Annotated in this window: 24 protein-coding genes and 3 riboswitches; of the genes, 9 read left to right on the forward strand and 15 right to left on the reverse strand. The window is 70.0% G+C overall.

Features of this window, described 5'->3' with window-relative positions:
* Positions 1–29 precede the first annotated feature (29 nt).
* The gene (locus tag AC1UKG_RS16970) at positions 30–725 is read right to left on the reverse strand and encodes a pentapeptide repeat-containing protein (RefSeq protein WP_018745645.1); all 696 of its coding nucleotides are present in this window, start codon (positions 723–725) and stop codon (positions 30–32) included.
* A gap of 102 nt (positions 726–827) precedes the next feature.
* Between AC1UKG_RS16970 and AC1UKG_RS16975 the strand changes: the two genes are divergently transcribed.
* Positions 828–1,025: a hypothetical protein gene (locus tag AC1UKG_RS16975; protein ID WP_018724500.1), complete on the forward strand. Its 198-nt coding sequence runs from the start codon at positions 828–830 to the stop codon at positions 1,023–1,025.
* A 36-nt stretch (positions 1,026–1,061) separates the two neighbouring features.
* Here AC1UKG_RS16975 and AC1UKG_RS16980 read toward each other — a convergent pair whose 3' ends face one another.
* Positions 1,062–1,400, reverse strand: coding sequence for a hypothetical protein (locus tag AC1UKG_RS16980; protein ID WP_482642869.1), 339 nt, complete (start codon positions 1,398–1,400; stop codon positions 1,062–1,064).
* Positions 1,401–1,890: 490 nt separating this feature from the next.
* Here AC1UKG_RS16980 and AC1UKG_RS16985 point away from each other — a divergent pair, with 490 nt between their 5' ends.
* Both AC1UKG_RS16985 and AC1UKG_RS16990 read left to right on the forward strand, forming a co-directional pair.
* Positions 1,891–2,700, forward strand: a complete 810-nt coding sequence (locus AC1UKG_RS16985; RefSeq protein ID WP_482642868.1) for a helix-turn-helix domain-containing protein — start codon at positions 1,891–1,893, stop codon at positions 2,698–2,700.
* Positions 2,697–2,879, forward strand: coding sequence for a DUF397 domain-containing protein (locus AC1UKG_RS16990; RefSeq protein ID WP_018739251.1), 183 nt, complete (start codon positions 2,697–2,699; stop codon positions 2,877–2,879). The genes AC1UKG_RS16985 and AC1UKG_RS16990 overlap by 4 nt, the downstream gene beginning before the upstream one ends.
* A gap of 171 nt (positions 2,880–3,050) precedes the next feature.
* Here the strand turns inward: AC1UKG_RS16990 and AC1UKG_RS16995 are convergent, their stop codons facing one another.
* The 11 genes from AC1UKG_RS16995 to AC1UKG_RS17045 form a co-directional block, all read right to left on the reverse strand.
* Positions 3,051–3,554, reverse strand: coding sequence for a hypothetical protein (locus tag AC1UKG_RS16995; protein ID WP_026325501.1), 504 nt, complete (start codon positions 3,552–3,554; stop codon positions 3,051–3,053).
* Between the two features lie 13 nt (positions 3,555–3,567).
* Positions 3,568–5,226: an alpha/beta hydrolase gene (locus tag AC1UKG_RS17000; RefSeq protein WP_482642867.1), complete on the reverse strand. Its 1,659-nt coding sequence runs from the start codon at positions 5,224–5,226 to the stop codon at positions 3,568–3,570.
* Positions 5,223–5,537 (reverse strand): WXG100 family type VII secretion target, encoded by a 315-nt coding sequence (locus AC1UKG_RS17005; RefSeq protein ID WP_482642866.1) that lies wholly within the window; start codon positions 5,535–5,537, stop codon positions 5,223–5,225. The genes AC1UKG_RS17000 and AC1UKG_RS17005 overlap by 4 nt, the downstream gene beginning before the upstream one ends.
* 112 nt (positions 5,538–5,649) lie before the next feature.
* A complete protein-coding gene (locus AC1UKG_RS17010; RefSeq protein WP_482642865.1) occupies positions 5,650–6,420 on the reverse strand; it encodes a MerR family transcriptional regulator in 771 nt (256 codons plus the stop codon).
* A 26-nt stretch (positions 6,421–6,446) separates the two neighbouring features.
* Positions 6,447–7,208 carry an ABC transporter permease gene (locus AC1UKG_RS17015; RefSeq protein ID WP_029124953.1) on the reverse strand — a complete coding sequence of 254 codons (762 nt, stop codon included), beginning with the start codon at positions 7,206–7,208 and terminating at the stop codon, positions 6,447–6,449.
* On the reverse strand, positions 7,205–8,047 hold the full coding sequence (locus tag AC1UKG_RS17020) for an ABC transporter ATP-binding protein (protein WP_482642864.1): 843 nt from the start codon (positions 8,045–8,047) through the stop codon (positions 7,205–7,207). Before AC1UKG_RS17020 ends, AC1UKG_RS17015 begins: the two co-directional genes overlap by 4 nt.
* A gap of 193 nt (positions 8,048–8,240) precedes the next feature.
* Positions 8,241–9,308, reverse strand: a complete 1,068-nt coding sequence (locus AC1UKG_RS17025) for a ribonucleotide-diphosphate reductase subunit beta (protein WP_018814645.1) — start codon at positions 9,306–9,308, stop codon at positions 8,241–8,243.
* Entirely contained in the window at positions 9,305–11,698 is a 2,394-nt protein-coding gene (locus tag AC1UKG_RS17030; protein WP_475891200.1) for a ribonucleoside-diphosphate reductase subunit alpha, read from the reverse strand. The genes AC1UKG_RS17025 and AC1UKG_RS17030 overlap by 4 nt, the downstream gene beginning before the upstream one ends.
* A gap of 130 nt (positions 11,699–11,828) precedes the next feature.
* Positions 11,829–12,046: riboswitch (cobalamin riboswitch) on the reverse strand.
* 48 nt (positions 12,047–12,094) lie between these two features.
* Positions 12,095–12,892, reverse strand: coding sequence for an alpha/beta fold hydrolase (locus AC1UKG_RS17035; RefSeq protein ID WP_018745655.1), 798 nt, complete (start codon positions 12,890–12,892; stop codon positions 12,095–12,097).
* Between the two features lie 48 nt (positions 12,893–12,940).
* Positions 12,941–13,741, reverse strand: a complete 801-nt coding sequence (locus AC1UKG_RS17040; RefSeq protein WP_026325503.1) for an inositol monophosphatase family protein — start codon at positions 13,739–13,741, stop codon at positions 12,941–12,943.
* Positions 13,742–13,822: 81 nt separating this feature from the next.
* A complete protein-coding gene (locus tag AC1UKG_RS17045; protein ID WP_018814648.1) occupies positions 13,823–14,998 on the reverse strand; it encodes a serine hydrolase domain-containing protein in 1,176 nt (391 codons plus the stop codon).
* Positions 14,999–15,104: 106 nt separating this feature from the next.
* Here AC1UKG_RS17045 and AC1UKG_RS17050 point away from each other — a divergent pair, with 106 nt between their 5' ends.
* Positions 15,105–15,581: a hypothetical protein gene (locus AC1UKG_RS17050; protein ID WP_018745658.1), complete on the forward strand. Its 477-nt coding sequence runs from the start codon at positions 15,105–15,107 to the stop codon at positions 15,579–15,581.
* Positions 15,582–15,959: 378 nt separating this feature from the next.
* On the opposite strand, the gene AC1UKG_RS17055 is transcribed toward AC1UKG_RS17050, so the two are convergent.
* Together AC1UKG_RS17055 and AC1UKG_RS17060 are read right to left on the reverse strand one after the other, a co-directional pair.
* Positions 15,960–16,424 (reverse strand): hypothetical protein, encoded by a 465-nt coding sequence (locus AC1UKG_RS17055; protein WP_475891206.1) that lies wholly within the window; start codon positions 16,422–16,424, stop codon positions 15,960–15,962.
* A gap of 938 nt (positions 16,425–17,362) precedes the next feature.
* Positions 17,363–17,755: an SCO5389 family protein gene (locus AC1UKG_RS17060; RefSeq protein WP_018745660.1), complete on the reverse strand. Its 393-nt coding sequence runs from the start codon at positions 17,753–17,755 to the stop codon at positions 17,363–17,365.
* Between the two features lie 185 nt (positions 17,756–17,940).
* Positions 17,941–18,065, forward strand: a riboswitch (cobalamin riboswitch).
* A 99-nt stretch (positions 18,066–18,164) separates the two neighbouring features.
* Between AC1UKG_RS17060 and AC1UKG_RS17065 the strand changes: the two genes are divergently transcribed.
* The 5 genes from AC1UKG_RS17065 (at position 18,165) to AC1UKG_RS17085 (ending at position 24,193) form a co-directional block, all read left to right on the forward strand.
* Positions 18,165–18,656, forward strand: a complete 492-nt coding sequence (locus tag AC1UKG_RS17065) for a hypothetical protein (protein ID WP_018745661.1) — start codon at positions 18,165–18,167, stop codon at positions 18,654–18,656.
* 151 nt (positions 18,657–18,807) lie between these two features.
* A riboswitch (cobalamin riboswitch) is annotated at positions 18,808–18,880 on the forward strand.
* Positions 18,881–19,037: 157 nt separating this feature from the next.
* Positions 19,038–20,492 (forward strand): prenyltransferase/squalene oxidase repeat-containing protein, encoded by a 1,455-nt coding sequence (locus AC1UKG_RS17070; RefSeq protein WP_482642863.1) that lies wholly within the window; start codon positions 19,038–19,040, stop codon positions 20,490–20,492.
* Entirely contained in the window at positions 20,489–21,424 is a 936-nt protein-coding gene (locus AC1UKG_RS17075) for a hypothetical protein (protein ID WP_080644711.1), read from the forward strand. Before AC1UKG_RS17070 ends, AC1UKG_RS17075 begins: the two co-directional genes overlap by 4 nt.
* Positions 21,417–22,565: a CbiQ family ECF transporter T component gene (locus AC1UKG_RS17080; RefSeq protein WP_018745664.1), complete on the forward strand. Its 1,149-nt coding sequence runs from the start codon at positions 21,417–21,419 to the stop codon at positions 22,563–22,565. Before AC1UKG_RS17075 ends, AC1UKG_RS17080 begins: the two co-directional genes overlap by 8 nt.
* The gene (locus AC1UKG_RS17085) at positions 22,562–24,193 is read left to right on the forward strand and encodes an ABC transporter ATP-binding protein (protein WP_482642862.1); all 1,632 of its coding nucleotides are present in this window, start codon (positions 22,562–22,564) and stop codon (positions 24,191–24,193) included. Before AC1UKG_RS17080 ends, AC1UKG_RS17085 begins: the two co-directional genes overlap by 4 nt.
* The last annotated feature ends 23 nt before the right edge of the window (positions 24,194–24,216 follow it).

The following is a 24,216-nucleotide window of genomic DNA, read 5'->3' on the forward strand; positions in this document are numbered from 1 at the left end:
GGTCGCCAGCACTGCCGGCCGGCCCGCCGTCAGCCCTCGACCCGGATGCCGGCCGCCTGGGCGAGGCCGTACGAGAGGCTGATCAGATCCTCGTGGTCCACCACCGCGCCACGCCAGCTGGAGAAGTCGCCGACACCGGCCAGGGTGCAGCCCCGAAACCGGGTGCCCTCCATCGACGCGTGATGGAACACCGCCCCGGTCAGGTCGCAGCTCCGAAACGTCGCACCCCGCAGGTCCGCGTTGGTGAAGTCGGCGCCCTGAAGGTTGCAGTCCTCGAACCGCACCGCGTCGAAGGTCGTCATCCGCCACGCCGACAGGTCCACGCGGCACCCCACCAGGGTGACATCCCGCAGTACGCCGTCCGCCACCGTCACGCCGGTCATCCTGCACTGCTCCAGCCGCACCCGGGCCAGCTCTCCGCCCTCGGCGCGCAGATTCGCCCAGCTGGAATCCGTCACCAGGCAGTCGGTCAACACCACCTGATCCAGCCGGCACTCGGAGAGGTCCGCCCCACGGAACCGGCACTGCCGGAAGGTCACCGTGGCGGCGTCCTGGCCGGCCAACCGCACCCGGTAGAGCGCCTGGCGTTCCAGCGTCGACTCCGGCTCCAGCGCCGTCGCCTCGCAGAGGCTGACCTCGGGCGGGGGGACCGGGCTACGGGGTTCTCGCTGCTTCCGCGAGCCGGTGGCACGTCGCGGCGCAGAGGATCGGGCAGGCACACCCACACCCTAGGACCTGGCGGTGACCGTACGGCCGACGTGTCGCGCACCGACCTGGGGCGCTGGCGCGACTAAACTCGGCGCTCGAACAAACGTGCCAACCCGGGGGTGCAGGTGTCGAACAATCCCGTAAACCTGAACTGGGTCTTCCGGCCCGATCGCGCCGACCAGGACCGGATCGCCGAGCATGCCGGTAAGCCGATTCACGCCGTGCAGCGGCGCGCCGACGATGGGAGCCGGGTGGAGGTTGTCCTCGTCGACGGCGCCCGGGTGCAGGCGTACCGACATGAGGTCGTGCTCGGCTGACCGACGACCGGGGCTCGCGGCCCGGCACCGCGGGCCTCACCCCGGGGCCGTTCCGGCCGACCGCCGGAACGGCCCCCAGGCGACGAAGCGTTCGAATAGTTCGCGGGGGTGTGGTGCGTCGTGGGGGTTGAGGTGGTAGAGGTCGTGCATGGCTTCGTAGCAGAGTCCGGCGAGGTAGATCGACAGGCTCGGCTGTCGGGTGTCGTATTCGGCGGTGAGGAGGAGGCGGGCTTCGGCGCAGGGCCAGGGGTGGCCGCAGGCGCGGCAGGTCCAGGTGGGTCGTAGGGGTGTGTGGGGTGGTTGGTTTCTGGTGCGGTGGCGTGGGTGTTGGGGGTGGGGGCCGAGTCGTGGTGGGGGGAGGTGGTGGGGGTTCACCAGCGGCCTCCGTTGGCGCGCCATTGTTGGGCGGGGGTGAGTCGGCCGACGCGGCCGGGTTGGGGCTCGGCGAGGGTGGGTTGAGTCATCCACGCCGGCAGGTTGACCGGCAGATTCGCTGGCCGGGTTGGTGGCCGATTCGCTGGCCGGGTTGGTGATGGTGCTGCGGGGCGGTACGGGGCGTTCGATCGGTGCGCCCCGGTCGACGGCCTGTTCCTCCGGTGCCGGCTGAACCAACGGATCTTCACGACTACCTCCTGGTGTCCTTGGACAGGGCCCCACCCGCTCTTGCCGGACGCGGGCGGGGCCCTGGGCAGGACCCATCCCCGCTACGCTCGGCGAAGAACAGGTCCGCATGAGTGACAGTCTCGATAGGACCGGCCTGGTTTCGATACCTGCTCACGCTGATCGAGCAGATCTTGGGCCTGATTGGGCAGCGTTGGGCAGTCGTGAGGAGACACGCGGAAAACCGAGCAGAAAGTGGGCAGCGATGGGCAGTGTCATGGACTACGTGCTGATGGAGCTTCGCTTACTTCGCCAAACCCTGGCCCTCAGCCAGGAGGACTTCGGCCGCAGCATTGGCTACTCGGCGTCGCACGTGAGCGCCGTCGAGACCGGCGGGCGTCCACTCACGCCGGACTACGCGATCGCGGTCGACCGGACCCACGACCCCGCGTTCCGAGAGGGCCAGGACGGCCGATTCAGCCGGATGCTCCGGCAACTCGCCAAGGCCGACCCGGACTGGTTACGCGAGTGGATCGAGTTCGAGCAGGAGGCGACCCTACTCCGCTGGTACGAGCCGGCCTTCGTGCCCGGGCTGCTTCAGACCGAGGCGTATGCCCGCGCCATGTTCACCACGGACATTCTCCAACCTGCCGAGGTTGAGCAACGAGTCCAATCCCGGCTCGCACGCCAAGCCATCCTCACTCGTGACTCCGGTGCGCCCCTGGTGGCCGTGCTCGACGTGATGGTGCTCCGTCGGCCGGTGGTCGGCCAGCCGGGGGTGCTGGCCGAGCAGGTCGCCCACCTGGTGAAGATGGCGGAGCTACCGCACGTGCAGATCCTCGTGGTGCCGGAGGAAGCCGGGATCTATCCTGGACTGCAGGGCGGTTTCATCCTGGCCACCCTGGGCGACGGCTCGATGGTGACCCACCTCGATCACCAGGTGCGCGCGCAGGTGGTGAACGGGGCCGATGACCTTGCTAGCCTCCAGCGAACGTGGGAGGCGGTCCGGGGTGAGGCTCTCCCTCGTAGGCAGTCCCTCGACCTGATCAAGGAAGCGGCGCAGACATGGACATGACTGGTGCCCGATGGCACAAATCAACGCGGTCCGGCACCAACGGCGGGTCGTGTGTCGAGGTGGCCGACAACCTGCCCAGCGTCGTGCTCGTGCGCGACACCAAGGACCGGGACGGCGGCACCCTCCAGTTCCACCCGACGGTGTGGCAAACCTTCGTCGACTTCGCCAAGCGACACTGACCAGCGCCACGGAAGGCCCGGCTCCCCCTACGGAGACCGGGCCTTTCCGGGTCTACTGCCGTTAACGACGGGTCCCAACCCGGTCGGTGATCCGCGCCTCGCGCATGGCACAGCCCTTACTGAATTCCAGCGAAGAACTGCTTGACCTCAATCTAAGTTGAGGTCAAGCCACTACTGCGGCCCAGGCGTCCCGAACTCCCACACGCAAGGCGAACTAGCACCCAGGCGGACATCGTAATGCCCACCCCGATCATAAGTACGAACCGAAAGCTTGTAGCCATCGTCGGTTCGGACGAAGTAGCGGTGCTGGTTGCTAGAATTCTCGTCTATAAATGCCGCGTAGCCCTTGCGCTCCCAGAACTCGGAAAGGATCGACAAAACATCAGTCTCCGACCACGTGCCGGAGACGGGCGGAATAACCTGAGCGCTTCGCTCCGAGAACACCGGCCCGGTGGAAAGATCACACGGGACACCATCCAAGTTCGGACGTCTATCGATCGTAGCGTCGGAAGGCAACTGGGCGATCGCCTCCTGCAGAATCTCCTCAACTCGTTCAGCCGCTTGCGCAAGCGTCTCGGTAGGTTGCATAGCGCTATCCTTTCCCAAACAGCCAGCCGTCGTAAATGCGATCAAGATAGCTGCGGTCAGCACGGCACCTACTCGCCGATAAGCCATGTCGGTTCACCTTTTATTCAGCTTGACCGGTGACAATCTCTGCGATATTTGTGCGCGCAGGATTGCTTTCTTCCCAGTAGGCGGAGTGGGCGCCGGCCATGTCAAGGAAGCTACCCGGGTCACTGCGGAAGACCCGCGCCCCGAAGTCGGCCTCACTGGGATCCTTGCCATGCGTGAAACCCCAGTCCGGCACCAGACCAATAACGTCGTGCTTCGCCGTGGTGGCCCAGACCTGATCGGGGCGCACTCCAGTCAATTCGGAAGCGTGATCAACACCAACACCAGGCGAACCGACGAACACCACAGCATCAGCATCGAAGTCAGAGTCCCGAGCAGCGTGACCGATAACCGTAGAGCCATAACTATGACCAAGCACCGTGTTGCGCGACGGACCCTCCCCATCGTGAGTAGCCCGCAGCCCACTCTGGAACCTGTCCAGGACCGGACCACCGCCCTCGGCATAGGATTCCCCACCAGCATCAGAAATCAAGTCCGGCGCGTCGTAGCCATACCAGTAGACCACCGAGGTCTTCTCACCACCTGCCGCCCAAGCGGCGTCCTGGGCCATGGCGTCCATACGCTTCAGCCCGCCACCGGCACTGGAAAGTTGCTCGCCAGTGCCCGGCACGTAGGTGAGCACATTATCGGCAGTATCCGGGTTGCCGACCGAGACGATCGCCCGACCGTCCCCGTCGCTGGAGAACCCGATCAGGTAGGCGTCCGGCCGATTCGGATCGTTCAACCGGGAGGTAATCGCGTCGATGCCCCGCAGCTTGCCGGGCAACTCAGCACGCTCGGACGCGAGTCTCCTCAACTCGTCTTCCAGCACAGCCCTCGGATCCTCGGCTTCCGGATAGACATCTAAAACTCGACCCTGTTGAAGAGCTTTCCACAGAAATTCTTCTCTGGCCTCAATCTCACTTAACTGCTGCTGGAGCAGACCGCGTTCGCGCTCCACCACCGTACGGTTGGCCACATCCCGATCAGAGATCGGAATGCCGTCCAGCTGCCCGACCAGATCCGGGAACTCCCGCAACACCTGCTCCTGCTGCAGCGGAGTCAACGACTCCCACCACGCATGAACCTCAGCCGGACTCCGCCCCGCCTGCGCCTCCAACACCCCACGAGAAACCCCATCAAGCCGACCCGTCCCGAAACCCACCCGTGGCGACGGCACATTAACCGCGATGGCATTAGCAGTCGCCTCATCCTGCGCCCGCGCAGACTCCACCACCGTCGGCAAACACTGAAGCACCGACTCGGTAGCCCGACTGGAACGATCCAAGCCACCAGCCATATCCCCAAACGGCGGCGGCGCCGTCACCCCAGTCACCATGTCCACCTGATAACCAGCCACCCGCGCCAAAGCGACAATTTCCTCCGCCTGCCGCCGCAACCCCACCATCGCGTACGCATGCTGCTCCAACGCATCCGCGACCCGCTTCGCCGGGTTGTACGCGTTACTCACCTCAGCCCGCAACGTCTCACCCTTGCCCACCGCAGCCGCCGAAGCCCGACCGTCCGGCCACACATGAACAAGATCGCGGCTTCCCCGGATCAGCTGCTCAGCGGCATCGTCGATCCCCTGCGCAAGCCGACCCCACACCTGCGCCGACTCATGCCACGGATCCGGTCGAAAATCGAGCACATCCCGCAACGTCAGACCACTCACCGCGGTAGCACCCCCGAGCGCCGCAACCCATCAGCGTTCACCTCATCCGCGGCCCGATACTCCCGCGCCGAAGCGCTCACATCCGCACCGAAACCCTCCAACTCCTCCACCAGCCGGCGCAGCTCCGCCAGCCACATCTTCTCCGCACCCTGCGCCGCGACCACCGCAGCCGAACCCGACGGCGACGACGGCACCAACCCCGCACCAGCCACCCGCACCGACTCCCGCAACATCGCCGCCGTCGCCTCCACCTGCGCCCCCACACTCTCCAGGGCGTCCACATCAACCGCGAATCCCGGATGCATCAGCACCTCCCCCTCGTGCGACCCCGCACAGTATCGAAGGTTCGCCCGCTTGGATGTAACAGCAGCCGTCGCGATGAATCATCCAGAGTGACCATGAGTGCACGGGTTCGGCTCCGGCTCAGGGCTTGCGCTTCTCCATCCGGGTCCATCCGGTCCAGCCACGTTCGGCGAGCAACTCGGCCAGCCGGGCGACGATGGGGTGGGCCGCAAAGGAGTACGAGTCCAGCAACCGGACGAATACCTGGTCGGGAATGATCTCGTCCTGCTGGTCCAGCACCCCGTTCGCCGCCGCCTCCTCGTACTGGTCGCTCAGCAGGTCCGCGATCTCGCACAGTAGATCGTCGTTGTCCGGCTCCACCGTGAGTTGGCTGAGGAGCTGGTAGAGCCGGCGGACCTTCGGGTCGGCGAGTTGGGCCACCTTGTCGGCGATGATCGCCGTGATCGTCTCCGGGAAGCGCGCCGCCATCAGGATCCACGCGTCGCGCTCCGCCTCGACGAGCACCGGCGGCGCGCCGATGCCCCGGAGGCGTTCCAGGTAGTCGGCCACCTCCTCGGGGACCGCCAGCGACTCGACGGAGCCCAGCTGCGCGACCCGCCGCCGGTGCTCCTGGAGGGTGCGGATCCGCGCCCGCAGCTCCCGGTCGACCTCGATCGTCGCGGCGGCGAACGTCTCGGGATCGGCGTCGAGCAGCTCCCGGACCCGGGCCAGTGGGACGCCGGCCTCGGCGAGGGTCCGGATCCGGATCAGGCGCAACACCGCGGCGGCGCCGTAGCTCCGGTAGCCGGAGGCGTCGCGTTCCGGCTCCGGCAGGAGCCCGACCTGGTGGTAGTGCCGCACCGCACGGATGGAAACCCCGGCGTAGGAGGCCAGCCGCCCGATCGTCAGCATGGCCGCCTCCCCGCCGGGCCCCAACGTCACCTGACCTTGCGATGGTAGACGGCCCTGGCTACGACGTACGCGACGGCGAGCAGGCCGACGCACCAGGCGAGGGCGATCCACAGGTCGGCGCCGACCTGCTGCTGCGCCAACAGTCTGCGGACCGTGTCGATGATGGAGGTGACCGGCTGGTTCTCGGCGAAGGCGCGTACCGGGCCGGGCATGCTCTCGGTGGGCACGAACGCCGAGCTGATGAACGGCAGGAAGACCAGCGGATAGGAGAAGGCGCTCGCCCCCTCCAGGGACGTCGCGGTCAGCCCCGGTATGACGGCGAGCCAGGTCAGGGCCAGGGTGAACAGCAGCATGATCCCCGCGACCGCCAACCAGGCCAGCACGCCCGCCCCGGAGCGGAAGCCCATCGCGAGGGCGACCAGCACCACCACCACGAGCGAGATCAGGTTGGCGACCAGCGAGGTCAGCACATGCGCCCACAGGACGGCCGAGCGGGCGATCGGCATGGACTGGAACCGTTCGAAGATGCCGCCCTTCATGTCCAGGAAGAGCCGGTATGCGGTGTAGGAGATGCCCGAGGCCACGGTGATGAGCAGGATGCCGGGGAGCAGGTAGTTCACATAGCTATCCGACCCGGCCTCGACCGCACCGCCGAAGACGTAGACGAAGAGCAGCATGAGGGCGATCGGCGTGATCGCCGTCGTGATGATGGTGTCCGGGCTGCGGCCGATGTGGCGCAGGGAGCGCTGGGTCAGGGCGGTGGTGTCGCTGAGGAAGGTGCCGGTCATCGGGGGTCCTTAGCTGCTCGTACCGGTGCGGTGGACACGGTCGGCACGGCGGTGTCCCCGCCGCCGACGATGGCCAGGAAGATGTCCTCCAGGGACGGCTGCTTCTCGACGTACTCCACGGTCGCGGGCGGGAACAGCCGCCGGAGTTCGGCGAGCGTGCCGTTGGCGATGACCCGCCCCTCGTGCAGGACCGCGATCCGGTCCGCGAGCTGCTCGGCCTCGTCCAGATACTGGGTGGTGAGCAGCACCGTCGTACCCTGGCCGGCGAGTTCCCGGACGGCCTGCCACACCTCCAGCCGCGCCTGCGGGTCCAGCCCGGTCGTCGGCTCGTCGAGGAAGATCACCGGTGGTTTCCCGACCAGACTCATCGCGAGGTCGAGGCGACGACGCATCCCACCCGAGTACGTCGCCACCCGGCGGTTCGCCGCGTCGGTGAGGGCGAAGCGGGCCAGCAGGTCATCCGCGACCCGGCCCGGCTCCCGCTGCCGCCGCAACCGGGCGACCAGCACCAGATTCTCCCGCCCGCTGAGAACCTCGTCGACCGCGGCGAACTGCCCGGTCAGGCTGATCGACGCACGCACCTTTCCCGCCTGCGCGGCAACGTCGAAGCCGTTCACGGTGGCCGCACCGGCATCCGGGCGCAGCAGCGTGGACAGAATCCGTACCACCGTGGTCTTGCCCGCCCCGTTGGAGCCGAGCAGCGCGAAGACACTGCCCGGCGCGACGTCGAAGTCGACGCCGCGTAGCACCTGCAGCTCCTGGAAGGACTTGTGTAGGCCGCGTACCTGGATCGCCGGCTTCCGGATCCGCCCCGGTGCCTGCTGGAGATCTATCGACATGACGCCAGCGTGCAAGGTTGACGCTGCGTCAAGGTCAAGCCCACACCGCAGACCGCGACCAGGACGCAGCCGCAGCGGCTACGGCCGCGACCCGCCCACATCCAGGCGGACCGCGCCGAGGTGGTGCCAGAAGACCCCGGGATGCTCCCGGCCAGCGCACTCCCCGGCGCTCACATCCGCGCCCCGCTCCGGATCAGAAGTCGTCGTCGAAGGTAACGCTCCCGCTGACGCCCATCTGGTACGCCGACACCCGCCGCTCGAAGAAGTTCGACAACTCCTGTACGTCCTGCAACTCCATGAAGGCGAACGGGTTCTGGCTGCCGTACATCGGGGTGATCCCCAGCGTGACCAGCCGCCGGTCCGCGACGTGCTGGAGGTATTCCCGCATGTCGGTCAGGGAGAGCCCGGACACCCCCTGCTCGAGCAGGTCCGCGGCGAACTGGACCTCGCAGTCGACCGCCTCCGCCATCATCTCCCTGACCTGCTGCTCCAGGTCGGCGTCGAAGAGGTCCGGCTCCTCGGCGCGGGCGGTCTCCACCACGTCGAAGGCGAAGGCCATGTGCATGGACTCGTCGCGGAACACCCAGTTGGTGCCGGACGCGAGGCCGTTGAGCAGACCCCGGGAGCGGAGGAAGTAGACGTAGGCGAAGGCGCCGTAGAAGAACAGGCCCTCGATGCAGGCGGCGAAGCAGATCAGGTTGAGCAGAAACGCCCGCCGGTCCACCCGGGTCCGCAGCTCCCGCAGCTCGAAGATCGAGTCGATCCACCGGAAGCAGAACTCGGCCTTGCGCGCGATCGAGGGGATGTTCTCCACCGCCGCGAACGCCGCGAACCGCTCCTTCTCCTCTGGCACATAGGTGTCCAGCAGGTTCAGATAAAACTGGACGTGCACCGCCTCCTCGAAGAGCTGCCGGGACAGGTAGAGCCGGCCCTCCGGGGAGTTGACGTGCTGGTAGAGGTTGAGCACCAGGTTGTTGGCGACGATCGTGTCGCCGGTGGCGAAGAACGCGACCAGCCGGGACACCAGGTGCCGCTCGGCCGGGGAGAGCTTCGCCAGGTCGGCGAGGTCGGAGTGCAGGTCCACCTCCTCCACCGTCCAGGTGTTCTTGATCGCCTCCTTGAACCGGTCGAAAAAGTGCGGGTACCGCATCGGGCGCAGGGTCAGGTCCATGCCAGGGTCAAGCAGCAGCTGCCGCTCGCCAACGGCTTCGGCGGTACGGGCCTCGGCGGTCGCGGTACGGGTCTCGGCGTCGGTGGTCATTGGCATGCCTCGCAGCTTTCGGGGTTTTCCAGGGAGCAGGCCAGCGCCTCGGCGTCGGCCCCGGCGGAGCTCGACGGGGTCGGGGTGACGGCGACGGTGGCCTGCTGGATCCGCGTCGCGGGACGGGACCGCAGGTAGTAGGTGGTCTTCAGCCCGGACTTCCAGGCGTACAGGTACATCGAGGAGAGCTTGCCGATCGTCGGCGCGGCCAGGAACAGGTTCAGCGACTGCGACTGGTCGATGTACGGGGCGCGGGCCGCCGCCAGGTCGATCAGCGCCCGCTGCGGAAGCTCCCACGCCGTCCGGAACAGTTCCCGCACCTCGGCGGGGAGCTCGGCGATGCCCTGCACCGACCCCTCCGCCCGCTTGATCTCGTCCCGGATCGGGGCCGTCCACAACCCGCGCGCCTTCAGCTCACCGACCAGGTACGTGTTGACCTGCAGGAACTCACCGGACATGGTTTCGCGCTTGAACAGGTTGGACACCTGCGGCTCGATGCACTCGTAACAGCCGGCGATCGAGGCGATCGTCGCGGTCGGGGCGATCGCCACCAACAGCGAGTTCCGCAGACCGTGCTCCGCGACCCGAGCCTTCAGCTCGACCCACCGCTTCGGCTGCGCCGGCTCGACCCCCCACAGCTCCGGGTGCAGCTCGCCCCGGGCGGCGCGGGTCTCGGCGTACGCGGGATGCGGGCCGAACCGCTCGGCGAGCCCGGCGGAGGCCTCCAGGGCGGTCAGGAAGATCTCCTCCTGCACCCGGGTGGACAGCTCCCGCGCCTCGGCCGAGTCGAACGGCAGCCGCAGCGTGAAGAAGGCGTCCTGCAGCCCCATCAGCCCGAGCCCGACCGGCCGCCAACGCGGGTTGGAGGCCGCCGCCTGCTCGGCCGGGTAGTAGTTGATGTCGATCACGCGGTCGAGGAAGACCATCGCGGTACGAACGGTCTCCCGCAGCTTCGCCCAGTCCACCCCGTCGGTGCTGACGTGGGCGCCCAGGTTGACCGAGCCCAGGTTGCAGACCGCGGTCTCGGCGTCGTTGTTGACCTCAAGGATCTCGGTGCAGAGATTCGACAGGTGAATCGTGTTGCCGGGCTCCCCGGTCTGGTTGGACAGCGCATTCGCGCGGTCCTTGAAGGTCATCCACCCGTTGCCGGTCTGCGCCAGGGTGCGCATCATCCGCCCGTACAGGTCCCGGGCCTTGACCGTACGGACCGCCTTCTTCTCCGCTACCCGGTAGGCGGCGTCGAACTCCGCGCCGTACAGGTCGGGCAACTCCGGGGCGTCGGACGGGTCGACCAGCGACCAGTCGCCGTCCGCCTCGACCCGGCGCATGAACTCGTCCGGCAGCCAGTTGGCCAGGTTCAGGTTGTGCGTACGCCGGGCGTCCTCGCCGGTGTTGTCCCGCAGCTCCAGGAACTCCTCGATATCGGGGTGCCAGGGCTCCAGGTAGACGCAGGCCGCGCCCTTGCGCCGGCCGCCCTGGTTGACCGCGGCGACACCGGCGTCGAGGGTCTTCAGGAACGGCACGATGCCGTTCGACCGGCCGTTCGTCCCCCGGATCAGCGCGCCCCGGCCGCGCACCCGCGACCAGGCGATGCCGATGCCGCCGGAGAACTTCGACAGCTTCGCGACCTGGTGGTACCGCTGGTAGATGGAGTCCAGCTCGTCGCGGGGCGAGTCGACCAGGAAACACGACGACATCTGGGTGTGCCGGGTGCCGGAGTTGAACAACGTCGGTGAGCTGGGCAGGTACGCCAGCGACGACATCAGCCGGTAGAACCCGATCGCCTCGGCCGGCGTCCGCGACAGCCCGCAGGCCACCCGCAGCAGCCAGTACTGCGGGGTCTCCACCACCAGCCGCGACTGCGGGTGCCGCAGCAGGTAGCGGTCCGCGACCGTGCGCAGCCCGAAGTACTCGAACCGCAGGTCACCGGCGGGGTCCACCGCATCGTCCAGCTTGCGGGCGTTGCGGGACACGAAGGCGGCGGTGTCGTCGCTGATCAGCCCGAGGTCGTGGGCGTACCGGATGGACTGGCTGAAGCTCGCGACCTGCTGCCCCCGGACCTCCTTGTCCACATAGGCGGCCAGCAGTCGTGCCGCCAGTTTCGAATACTGCGGCTCCTCGCCGATCAGCTCCGCCGCCGTCTGGATCGACAGTCGGTCCAGCTCGGCCGTGGTCGCCCCGTCGTACAGGCCGCTGATCGTCTTGGTCGCCACCCGCAGCGGGTCCACCTCGTTCAGGTCGCCGACCCACCGCTCCACCGCGCGGACGATCTTGTTGACGTCCACCGGCTCGGTGTCGCCGTTGCGCTTGCGGACCTCCATCACCTGCCGCCGCTGCTGCTGCGCCGCACCGGCCGGACCGTCCGTGGCGCGTTCCCGCGTCGTCGTCATCTCCCCCTCCTCCACCTGCCGACACAGTCGACGAACGCGCAGGGGACACCACGATCATTCGCCCGGTGGCTGACCACACCGGGCGGCTGCGGGTGTCGGCCGTCCCGCGCGGCCGCCAACCGCCGCACGCGACGCGTGCGGCGCGCTGGCAGGTCTTCGGACTCGCGGGCACGCCCGGGGGACCCGGTCGCCTACCGGCCGTCGCTTCCCAGGCTTCGATCAGCCCAGTGCGTGATGACGGCTTTCGTTCCCACTCACCGCTGCGGGGCAGTCCCGGACTTCCACCGGGTTCCCTCTTGCCTCGGCCGCTCCCGGTGGGAGCGCCGAACCAGCTGCGGGAGACACCATATATGCCTCCCCCATCCGGCATGCAACACCAGATGTCGTGTCGGCGTGTCAGCGGCTGAGAAACTGCCCCAGGGCGCGCACCCAGGCGTCCCGGTCTTCCAGGTGGACGTCGTGCCCGGCGCCGGCAACAACCACCTGCTCGACATCCGGACGCAGGGACACCATGCGCCGCACCTCGGCGGCGGGAATGATCCCGTGCTCGCCAAACACCAGCAGGGTGGGGGCCTGCACCCGCTGCCACTCGTCCCAGCAGGCCCGGTCGGCGACGGCCGCGATGGCATCCCGCATCACCGCCGCCTCGAATCGCGGCCAGAGCCCGTCCGGGCGCCGGTCCAGGTCCCGCAGCCAGGCCTGGGCCACCGGGGTGTCGCCCAGAAACTCGGCGGCCTGGCGACCATCGGCGAACGGCACCGGCCACGAGGCGAAGAAGGCGCCCAGCTCGGCCGGGTAGTCCCCCCGCTCCTCGCGGCCCCCGACCCCGCCCTCCAGCAGCACCAGCCGACGCACCAGCTCGGGATACACGGCGGCGAAGAGCAGCGCGGTGTGCCCACCCATCGACTGACCCACGACCGTCACCGGTGCACCGTCAGCGAGCTCCGCGACGACGGCAAGCACATCCTCGACGTACGCCCGGCGGGAGAGGTCCTGCGGCCGCCGGGTCGAGTGGCCGTGCCCGCGCTGATCCACCACGACCACGCGGTGCTCCGGTAGCAGCGCCTCCGCCGTCGGCACCAACTCCGCCGCGCTGCCCGCCAGCCCGTGCAACAGCACGACCACCTCGTCGCCGGAGCCGCCAACGAGGCAGGACAGCGCCACTCCGTCCCGATGGACCGTCACCCGCTGCACCGTACGAACTCCCTCACCCTGGCGACCCGGAAAGCGCCGTTACCCTACTCAGGCCTGCCGTTGGTTCTCAATGGACTTCAGCAGGGCGTGATGCGTCCGCTCGTCGGCAGCCACGACCAGACCGCCCAGACCGGAGTGGGGTGGCCGTCCGTCGAGTCCGGAGACCACGCAACCCGCCGCCGCACAGAGGGCGATCCCGGCGGCGAAGTGCACACTGTCCCGCAGCTGGTGGCCGTCGGTGACGTAGCCGGCACGACGGCCGGCGGCGACCCAGGTCACGGCCAGGGTGGTGGAGAGCACCCGGGGGCGAAACCGTGCGGTGAAGCCGGCATCGGTGAGGATCCGAGCGGCGTGGAAGGCCTCCCCGTTGGGAAACGGCGGATCCAGGTTGAGGTCCACCAGCGCGGAGTCGGCCGAGGGAACGAGCCGCTCGTCCGTACCGCCCCGACGGACGTGGGCGGCGGTGCCGTCGGTCCAGAACACCTCGTCGTTGAAGGGGTCAGCCGCGGCGGCCACCACTGGCTGCGTACCGGCCTGCAGCGCCACATTGACCGCGACCAGCATGCTGCGCACCGCGTAGTTCAAGGTCCCGCACAACGGGTCAACCAGCCACCGACGTCCGCTGCCACCGGTGCCGGTGCGCCCGCTCTCCTCCCCCACCAGGAGGTCATCCGGACGCGCCGCGCGGAGGATGTCCAGGATCGTCTTTTCCGCTGCGAGGTCGGCTGTGGTGGCGAAATCTCCGGCCCCCTTCGAAAACCGGGTCAGCGTAGCTCCATAGTGGGCGCGGACGACCGTAGCTCCCGCCGACGCCGCCTCGATCGCCAACGCCTGATCTGTGATCGACATACCCGACACCATAGATACACGTTGAGCCGCGACACAGCCTTCCGGCCCAGCCATGGATCCGGCCGGCGGGAGCCGAAGGTTTCAGACTGTCTGGTGGGCGAGAACCGACTGGAGGGCCTTGATCAGGCCCGTCGTCCTGGGGTCCGGGGCCATGGTGACGCGCAGCCCGTTCGTGACGTACCCGAAGGCGATCCCACTGGCCGGGTCGGCGTAGCCGAGTGAGCCGCCGTGCCCGGGGAAGCCGAAGGCGGTCGGTGACCACCAGGGCTGCTCCGGCAGGGGCAGGCCGAAGCCGAGCGCCGGCCGGGTCGGCACCCGCAGCACCTGGTCAACGCCGTTGGCCTGTTCGCGGGTGGCGGCAGCGAGAGTGGCCGGGTCGAGAATCCGGACGCCGTCAACCTCGCCGATCAGGCCCGCGTAGAAGCGGGCCAGGGACGAGGCGGTGCAGATGCCGTTCACCGCGGGGATCTCCGCCGCCCAGGTACGCGGGTCGGCGAGGTCGAGCGGCGGGTCGGTCACCGTCATCGACCGGACCGCCAGCGAGGTCGGATCGGTGTACGCGGCCAGCGCCTCCCGTAGCGCGGCCGGCATCGCCTCGGGGGTGGCGGGCGGGGCGACCGGCCGCTCGGTAATCCGGGCGACCCGGTGTGCCTCGGCGGCGGGCAGGCCGATCCAGAAGTCCAGGCCGAGTGGGGTGGCGATCTCGTCGGCGAAGTAGGTGCCGAGGCTGCGGCCGGAGACACGGCGTACCACCTCGCCAACCAGCCAGCCGTAGGTGAGCCCGTGATAGCCGTGCGCCGTTCCCGGCGGCCAGGCCGGTGCCTGGGCGGCCAACGCGGCGACGACCGGCTCTCCGGTGAGCGCCGCCGTCAGCGGGACCGGACGGTCGAGCACCGGCAGCCCCGCCTGGTGGGACAGGAGCCAGCGGACCGGGATACCGCCCTTGCCGGCCGCCGCGAACTCCGGCCAGTAGGCGGCCACGGGGGCGGCCAGGTCGAGGTCCCCGCGCTGGGCAAGCAGGTGCGCGCAGGCGGCGGGTGCGCTCTTGGTGGCCGAGTAGACAAGTTGGAGGGTGTCTTCCCGCCACGCGCGGTCGGTGGTGGAATCGGCGACCCCGTCCCAGAGTCGGACCACCTCCCGGCCGTGCCGGTAGACGCTGAGGGCGGCGCCGATCTCGGAGCCTGCTTCGAAGTTCGCCTGGAATGCCGCTCGGACCGGCTCGTATCCCGGCGCGACGGTGCCGTGTGCCACGGGCATGCTTCCCTCCGGAGTTCCGGCTCCGGGTGCCGACCACCCGAAGCCACGTCGTCAAGATAACCTTACTGGAAGCGTCAGGCAATCCTGACGGGCCTATGCTGGCTGAATGACGGAGGAGATGGTTCCGGGGCATGCTGAGCTCGTCGGATTCCGACTGCCGGACGGGGCGCTGAAGACGGATACCACGGCGCCGGCCGACGCCGTCGGCTACCGGGCCGGATGTAGCTGCGGCTGGGTCGGCAGCCGGGACTACCCGGCCGCTGACGAGGGGCGCTGGATGGCCACCTCTGAGTGGGGCGGGCACATCCGGCCACTCCTGGCCGCCACTCCACCCGGCTGGCTGCTCAACCGCTCCGACACCTTGCGGGACGACGTCGCCGACCTGACTACCACCTGGCCACTACAGGCGCTCGGCATCCTCGCCCAGGTGGAGCGCTGGCAACGGCCCCTCATCGAACAGGCCGTGGCCCAGGCGCGGGCGACCGGACTCTCCTGGGCCGAGATCGGCAACGCGCTCGGCATCAGCCGCCAGTCCGCACACGAGCGCTTCCGCAACATCGCCCCGCCGAGGCCACCCAGTTAGCCGATAACTCGGCTACTACTGACGCACTCCAGGAAGTCGCGGACGTAGTCGACCACGGGGTGTTGAGGTCAGGCCGATGCCGTTGGAGTCAGTCCCAGCCTCGAAGCTGCTGCGCCCCACCGACGGAAACCGCCGAGCGACCATCCCGCGCTCGCACGGTGCGGCTACGCGGACGCCGAGCAGATGGCGGCGATCGGTCGCGCCACATCCACGCCCCGGTGCTACACCCTGGTATTTCGCCACAAAATGACGTGGCAATGGGGCGGGAAGAAACTCTTTTCTAATCTGAACGACGCAGGCCAATACTGCGGTGACCCAAGGAGCGAAGGTCACCGCAGTAGGCACTACCAGGTGAAGGAAATACCTTCAGTGGGCCTTCTACGCCCAGCCAGGGACAGGATCCTCGCAATGCTCCTCGGAGGCATCCAGAACCTTACAGACCTTCACCAATACCGGAGTCTCCTCCGCCAAGTTTCCAGAAACCCACGGGCTGCAGTAGGGGGATGCATGGCCGTGGGTCGTAGCAACCCGATCAGTCTCCCAGGTTCCGGTGGGATTGATGTCCATCCGAACCTCAACCCGCCAGCCGTCGGGGTAATAGTCGCACGCCTGGATCGAATCCCCCGGAATCTCGTCGACCGGGTCGGCATTGAATTTACCGATGCCGATCAGGTTGGCGCCTTCCCAGTACTCCGTCCACACGTCAAGTGACTGGACGCTGGCGTCATCCTGATTTTGCTGGGCAGTGACTTCGGCTTGGGCAACGCCCGGGAAACCCAGGGCGACAGCGAAAGCCGCAATGGCCGCCAGCATCATACGACCCGGCGATCTGGTCACACTCACGTGAACTTCCCCCAATCGGGGGCGACTCCAGCCCACTCGACCCCCGTCGTAGTTAGTGTCGACATAGTTTCACACGATCAGCCCGCACCTCAAGGGGGGCGACATTCATCTCCGTTTTGGAACGCGCCCCGAAGCAGCGCCAGCCTTCCCTATGGCGACAACCAGCACCCAGCCGAGGCTAACGCAACCAGAATCTTCGCCACCTACAGCATAACTGGCGCGACACCGGCGGTGACACCATTATCCCTTTCATTGATTAATACGGGTAAAGGGTAACTTTTCGGGGCGCCCCTACGGTGTGCAGTTCCTCGCCGCCACTGACTTTGGGGGGACGGCCAGCCTTTCCCTGAGATTCGGACCGGCCACGCCCATCTTGTGGAACGGGTGGATGCCGCACCGAGGGTGCGCTCTCGATGGCCAAGCCCGCCGCTGCCCAGGTGCCGGCGATGCCGACGATGCGCGAGGGTGCGGCCTGCACCGCGATCGGCGACGTCATGCACCAGCCACCGGTCTCGCCGCGGACGAGCGCCGCGCCTGTCGGGCTGCGACGAAGGCCCCGGGGGGTGAGGTGGTCTACGGGGTCATCGACGCGGCTGGCCGACGGGGGTAGCCGCCGCGCGGACCAAAGAAGCCGACGCGACGAGAGTACATTTCGATAAACACACGTATGATTATCTCGGCCAACGCAGCTACCTCGTGGCGCACACCGCCGACGGACCAGCCGGGACGGTACCGAGCACGACCGCTGTGCTGCAGCGGGCCGTGGTGTCGAAGCGCGGAGCGGCCGGCGAGTTAGCGGCACCGGGGCGCGGACTCAGCAAGGGCAGCCCGCCAGCAGTCGACCTCGGCGAGCCAGGAGCGCGGCGGCGGCCGATCGGGGGTGCCCGGCGGGCCAGTGGAGGTAGGTCACTCCGCCGGCCCGCCGGGCAGCAACCGGATCAACAGTTGCGCAGCTCGGGAGACTGGTTGAGCAGCTGACCGCGGACGGAGACGAAGCGGCGGTAGGTTTCCGAGTCCACTGCGGAGTGTCGGAACGCCGCGACCCGGTGACAGTTCTGGAAGGCCAGCTTGACGCCGAAGTGACGCTCGAGGCTGGACCGGATGGCATCACTGGCCAGCGCGCGCAGGAGCTGACCCCGCTCCTCCTCGGTCGGCGGCGGGACGACGTTGTCGGCGAACTCGGCGTCGGAGGACGCCAACTCCGCCGCCACCCGGCTGACGGTCTGCCAGGCGTACGGCAGGGAGTCGCGGACGCAGGAGACGAAGGCGTCGTCGTCAACGGGGCCCGACTCGGCGGAGCGCAACAGGTCCGGTGGCACGGTGAGAGACATGATCCTCCTCAGCTGACAATGATCATGGTTTTCATTACCGTTACGTACTGAGCACACCACGCAACGTCCACCGCGTCAATGACGCCACCGGGTGTGGCGCGGTCGGAATCGGCCGATTCGCGCTTCGTGGCGTGCCCACCGCAGCCCGTTTGACAGCGCTGCTCACACCGACTCAGACTGTCGCGACAACTCCACCAACGCGTGTGTGCGGGGGAAGTCCGGTCACAATCCGGCGCTGGCCCGCAACGGTAGGCCGTCGGGATACGTCCCGACGGCGAGCCCGAATACCCGCCACGCTCGCGCACCTCTACCCACCCGTCGTGGCCCACGGGTCGGAGGCCCCGACCCGACGCTGACCAACAGCGGCCGGCCCGGGTTCTGACGACCGCAGGGCGGAAAGGCACTCCTGATGGTCGTGTCCCACCTCCGAAACACCGTCCGCACCCGCGTCGCCGGCCTGCTGGCCGCCGCCGTCGCCGGGATCGCCCTGGCCGCTGTCGAGCCCGCCCCCCAGGCCGCACGCGCCGACGCCTGTGCCGGCACCACGGGCGTCACCGTCGTGATCGACTTCACCGCGTTCGGTGGCGACGTCGAGGTCGCCTGCGCCCCCGGCGACCCGGACACCGGGCTGGCCGCCATCCAGGACGCCGGCTTCGCCGTCGAGGGCACCCTCCGATGGGGACCCGCCTTCGTCTGCCGGCTCGGCGGCCTGCCCACCCCGGATGTCGAGCCCTGCATCGACACCCCGCAGGCCAGCGGATACTGGTCGTACTGGCACGCGCCCCGGGGCGGTGACTGGGAATACAGCGACAAGGGCGTGCTCAACTACGACCCGGCCCCGGGCAGCGTCGAGGGCTGGTCCTACGGCGCCAGCGAGCCGCCGAGCATCCCCGCCCCCTGAGCCACCGCGCCCGGCGGTGTGACCAGTGGCGCATCCGGGCGCTCGTCTCGGCCCTGGCGTCGTCGCACGCACTGGCATCGTCGCGCGCCCGGGCGATACGGTGACGGGCGCCCGGTGCACACCGGGGCACAACTGCATAAGTCCCGCGCGGGGGAAAGCCGGTGCGACGCCGGCGCTGACCCGCAGCCGTGAGCGAGAGAACCCTTTCGCGAGCCGGAATGCCCCGCCCGGGACGAGCGGCTTCCACTGTCGAGGTCTACAGGGTGAAGTCCGGTCCGCCGAGGTCCGTCCACCCCGCTCACCGCAGCACGCGGAGCGGGGTCTTCGTTCCCCGGGGTGCTTGCCGGAGCTCACCGACTCCGCTACGAAAGGCACCCCCTCATGGCCCTGTCCCGACGCCTCGCCACCGGTCTCGGCGCGGCCGCGGCAACCACCCTCGCCGCGGTAGCCGCCGCCCCGCTGACCGTGGTGGCGGCTCCCGACCCGGACCACGCCGCCGCGGCGCGCGCAGCCGCGTCCTGGCTGGCCGACGAGTTCACCGACGGCGTCCTGCCCGGCCCGTTCGCCCCGGAGGACTGGGGGCTGACCATCGACGGCCTCCTCGCGCTCTCCGCCACCGGGGTGGATCCGTCGACCCGGCAGGCGGCGACCGCCCAGATCGCGGCGAACGTACGCACCTACAACAGCTACGACCACTGGGGCATTGAGGGCTTCACCGACGGCGGGGCGACCGCGAAGCTGCTCTACGCCGCCTCCGCCGCCAACGCCGACCCCACCGACTTCGGCGGCTACGACCTACGGACCGAGACCCTGTCGCTGCTCGCCGGAGCGGACACCGACCACCAGCGGGGACGGATCACCAGCCGGACCACCCCGCAGACCGGCGCAGACCCCAGCAACACCTTCGACCAGTCCTTCGCCGTGCTGGGCCTGACCCGCAGCGGCGGCGTCCCGCAGGACGCGGTGGACTTCCTCATCCGACAGCAGTGCGCGGCGGGCGGCTTCCGCCTCTACCCGGACATCGCCGGCGAGCCCTCGCCGTCCTGCGACGAAGAGCCCGACGCCACCCTTGATGTCGACTCGACCGCGATGGCCGTGCAGGCGCTGCTCAGCGCCGCCGAGGCCGGTGCCACCGGCGCGGGCGACGCGGCCGACGCGGGCGCGGACTGGCTGGTATCCCAGCAGCACGCCGACGGATCGTTCGACGACTCCGGACCGACCCCCGGGAAGAACTCCAACAGCACCGGCCTGGCCGGGCAGGCGCTCGCGGCGGCCGGCCGGGACCCGGCAGCCGCCGAGGCGGCGGTGGCGCTGGCCGCGCTCCAACTGACCGCGGCGAACGGCGGGGCGGCTGCCGCGGAGGCGGGTGCCATCGCCTACAACGCCGACGGGCTCGCCGACGCCGTCGCCGACGGCCTCGCCGACGCCGACCGGGACCGGTGGCGTCGGGCCACCGCCCAGGCGCTGCTCGGGCTCGCCCAGGTGCCGCTGGGTCGGATCGGCCTCGACCCACCGCCGACCGGGCAGCCCACCCCGACCGGCACCGCCTCGCCGACCGCGTCACCCACCGCCTCGCCGACCGCCACCGGATCGCCGACACCGACCGGCACCGCCAGCCCGACGCCGAGCGCCACCGGGACCGTCCCGTCGGAGTCACCCTCTGCCACGACCGCGCTGCCGACCAGCAGCGCTCCGGTGACGCCGACGCCGACCACCTCCAGTCTGGGTGGGCTGCCCACCACCGGTGCCGCGATCACCAGCTACGTGCTGCTCGCGGTGTTGCTGCTCGGTGGGGGCGTGGGGCTGCTCATTCTCGGCCGTCGGCGGGCGAATTGAGCCGCCGGACACTCCGCGGCGCGGTGGCCGTCGCCCTGGTCGCCGCCGGCTCGGTGATCGGACCGGGGAGCCCGGCGGCGGCCGCCGGGTCCGCCGGCTACTGCCCGGACGCCTCGGGGGTCACCGTCGTGGTCGACTTCAACGAACTCGGGGGCGGGACCGTGGTCCGCTGCGCCCCGGGCAGCCAGGCCACCGGGCTGGCCGCGCTGAAAAGTGCCGGCTTCCAGATCACCGGCACGCTGCGCTGGGGCGAGGGATTCATCTGCCGGATCGAGGGCAAACCGTCGGCGGACGCGGAGAAGTGTGTCGACACGCCGCCGGCCAGCGCCTACTGGTCGTACTGGCACGCCCCGAACGGGGGCAGCTGGACCTACAGCAACATGGGGGTGCTGAACCGTACGCCCCCGGCGGGAAGCTTCGAGGGCTGGTCGTTCTCCCTCAACCGCGACCCCAACGACGCCCCCCGCCCGGGGATCGCCCCGCGCCGCCCCGCACCGCTGCCGCCACCGCCCACCTCTGCACCGGCACCGCCGGCGAGCGACGTACCGGTGACACCGCCACCGGCGGGCGGGGATGGCGCGCCACCACCCGCCGACAACGGTCAACCGGGTGTCGGCAACCCGGACCAGCCCGGTGCGGCGGACGGCGACCAGCCCGGTGCCGCCGGCGGGCCGACCCAGACCGCTGGCCCGTCGACTTCGGCCACCGCCACGCCGACGGCCAGCGCGGCGGGCCTTCCGTCCCCGGAGACTGCCACCACCTCAGCCCAGCCAGGATCCGCCGACGAGCCCGTGCTGACCGACGCCGTCGCCTCCCGCGAGGAGGGGGGCGTGCCGCTGGGCACGCTGACCGGGGTACTGCTGCTGGCCATACTGACCGCCGGGGGCCTGGTCGCCGCCCGGCGACGGCGGGCCGCCGACCCAGATGACTGACGCCGCGGTGGACCGCTCCACGACCGCCGATCGGTGGTCGGCCCGCTGGTCCGCCTGGCGGCTGCCCCGCGGGCTGCACCCGGGCGCCTGGTGGCTGTGGGCGCTGGGGCTGGCCACCGCGGCCAGCCACACCACCAACCCGCTGGGGCTCACCCTGCTGGTCGCGGTCGCCGCGCTGGTGGTCGTGGCGCGACGCGGGCACGCCCCCTGGGCGCTGGCGTTCCGGATGTACGTCTGGCTCGGCGTGGTGATCGTCACGATGCGGGTGGTGTTCCGGATCGTCCTCGGTGGCGGGCAGGGCGAGTACGTCCTGGTCCGGTTGCCGGAGATCCCGCTGCCGGAGTGGGCGGCGGGTATCCGCCTCCTCGGGCCGGTCGCCGCCGAGCAGATCCTCGGTGGGTTCTACGACGGGCTGCGGTTGGCGACGATGCTGATCTGCCTGGGGGCGGCGAACGCTCTGGCCAACCCGAAGCGGCTCCTCAAGGCCGTACCGGGAGCGTTGTACGCGGTGGGCACGGCGGTGGTGGTCGCCCTGTCGGTCGCCCCTCAGCTGGTGGAGAGTGTGCTGCGGGTCCGGCGGGCCCGCCGGCTGCGGGGTGCGTCCGGGCGGGGGATGCGGGCGTTTCGGGGAGTCGCGCTGCCGGTATTGGCTGACGCGTTGGACCGGTCGCTGGCCCTCGCCGCGGCGATGGATTCACGCGGCTACGGCCGAACCGCGGCGGTCCCCGCCGGGCAGCGGGCGGTCACCGGCACGCTGGTCCTCGGCGGCCTGCTCGGCGTCTGCGCCGGCACCTACGGGCTGCTCGACACCGTCGGACCCGGCTATCTGGGGCTGCCGCTGCTCCTCGTTGGGCTGGTCGCCGCCGTGGGCGGCATGCTGCTGGCCGGCCGCCGCGTCCGCCGCAGCCGCTACCGGCCGGACCGTTGGCGGCCGGCCGAGCTGCTCGTCGCCGGTTGCGGGATCGCCACGGCCGGCCTGACCATGCTGGCCGGCACTGTCGACCCGGAGCTGCTCTACCCGCCGGTCAGCCCGCCCACCTGGCCCGAGCTGACCCCACTGCTGCTGCTCGCCGTCGCCGTCGCGGCCGTACCGGCCTGGCTCGCGCCGCCACCGACACCTGTCCCGAGAGATCAGACATGATCACATTTGACCAGGTGACCGTCCGCTACACCGAGGACGGGCCACCGCCGCTGCGGGACGTGACGCTGACCGTCGAGGAGGGCGAGCTGTGCCTGGTCGCCGGGCGCACCGGGGCCGGCAAGTCGACCCTGCTGCGGGCGATCAACGGGTTGGTGCCGCACTTCACCGGCGGCACCCTGCACGGCTCGGTCACCGTGGACGGCCGGGACACCCGCCGGCACCCGCCCCGCGACCTCGCCGATGTGGTCGGCGTGGTCGGCCAGGACCCGCTCTCCGGGTTCGTCACCGACACCGTCGAGGAGGAGCTGGCGTACGGCATGGAGCAGCTCTCCCTGCCGCCGGCGGTGATGCGCAAGCGGGTGGAGGAGACGCTGGACCTGCTCGGCATCGCCGAGCTGCGCGACCGGCCACTCCGGACCCTCTCCGGTGGACAACAGCAACGGGTCGCCATCGGCGCCGTCCTCACCAGCCACCCCCGGGTCCTGGTGCTCGACGAGCCCACCTCCGCGCTGGACCCCACGGCCGCCGAGGACGTCCTCGCCGCGGTCACCCGGCTGGTCCACGATCTCGGGGTCACCGTGGTGCTGGCCGAGCACCGGCTCGAGCGGGTCATGCAGTACGCCGACCGCCTGCTCTACCTACCCGGTGACGGGCGGGTGGTCAACGGACCACCGGCGACGGTGCTGGCGGGTGTGGAGCTCGCTCCACCCCTGGTCGAGCTGGGTCGCCTGGCCGGCTGGGACCCACTGCCGCTGTCGGTACGCGATGCCCGCCGCCGCGCCGCCGGGCTGCGTGGGCGGCTCGCCGAGGGAGCGCCCCCCGCACCGGCTCCCGCCCCGGAGCCGACGACGGCGCTGAGTGCGCGGAAGGTCGTCGTGCGGTATCCGGGCACCGTCGCCGTGGCCGGCGTCGATCTCGATCTCCAGGTTGGCCAGGTCGTCGCCCTGATGGGCCGCAACGGTTCCGGCAAGTCCAGTCTGCTCTGGGCCGTGCAGGGTAGCGGCCCTCGGCAGGGCGGCGCGGTGACCGTCACCGGCGCGGCGGGGGCCGTCGACCCCAAGAGCCTGCCGGCACACCAGGCCCGCCGGCAGGTCGGGCTGGTTCCGCAGACCCCGGGCGACCTGCTCTACCTGGAGACGGTCGACGGCGAGTGCCGCCAGGCCGACCAGGAGACCGCGGCGGCGGCCGGCACCTGCCGCGCCCTGCTGGACCAGCTCACCCCCGGTCTGCCCGGTAACCGGCACCCGCGGGACCTCTCCGAGGGGCAGCGGCTGGCGCTCGCGCTCGCGGTGCAGCTCACCGCCGCCCCGCCGGTGGTGCTGCTGGACGAGCCGACCCGCGGCCTGGACTACCTCGCCAAGCGGCAGTTCGTCGCGCTGGTGCGGGGGCTGGCCGCCGCCGGGCGTGCCGTGGTGGTGGCGACGCACGACGTGGAGCTGGTCGCGGCGCTGGCGGACCGGGTGATCGTGATGGCCGACGGTGAGATCGTGGCCGACGGCAGCACCACGGAGGTCATGCTCGCCTCGCCCGCCTTCGCCCCGCAGGTCGCCAAGGTGCTGGCCCCGGCAGCGTGGCTGACGGTGGATCAGGTCGCCGCCGCGCTGGTGGCGGAGCGGGAGCCGGCGTGAGTGTCCTGCGGGTCGCTCCGCGC

The sequence above is a fragment of the Salinispora sp. CH2A1_6 genome (assembly GCF_056820975.1).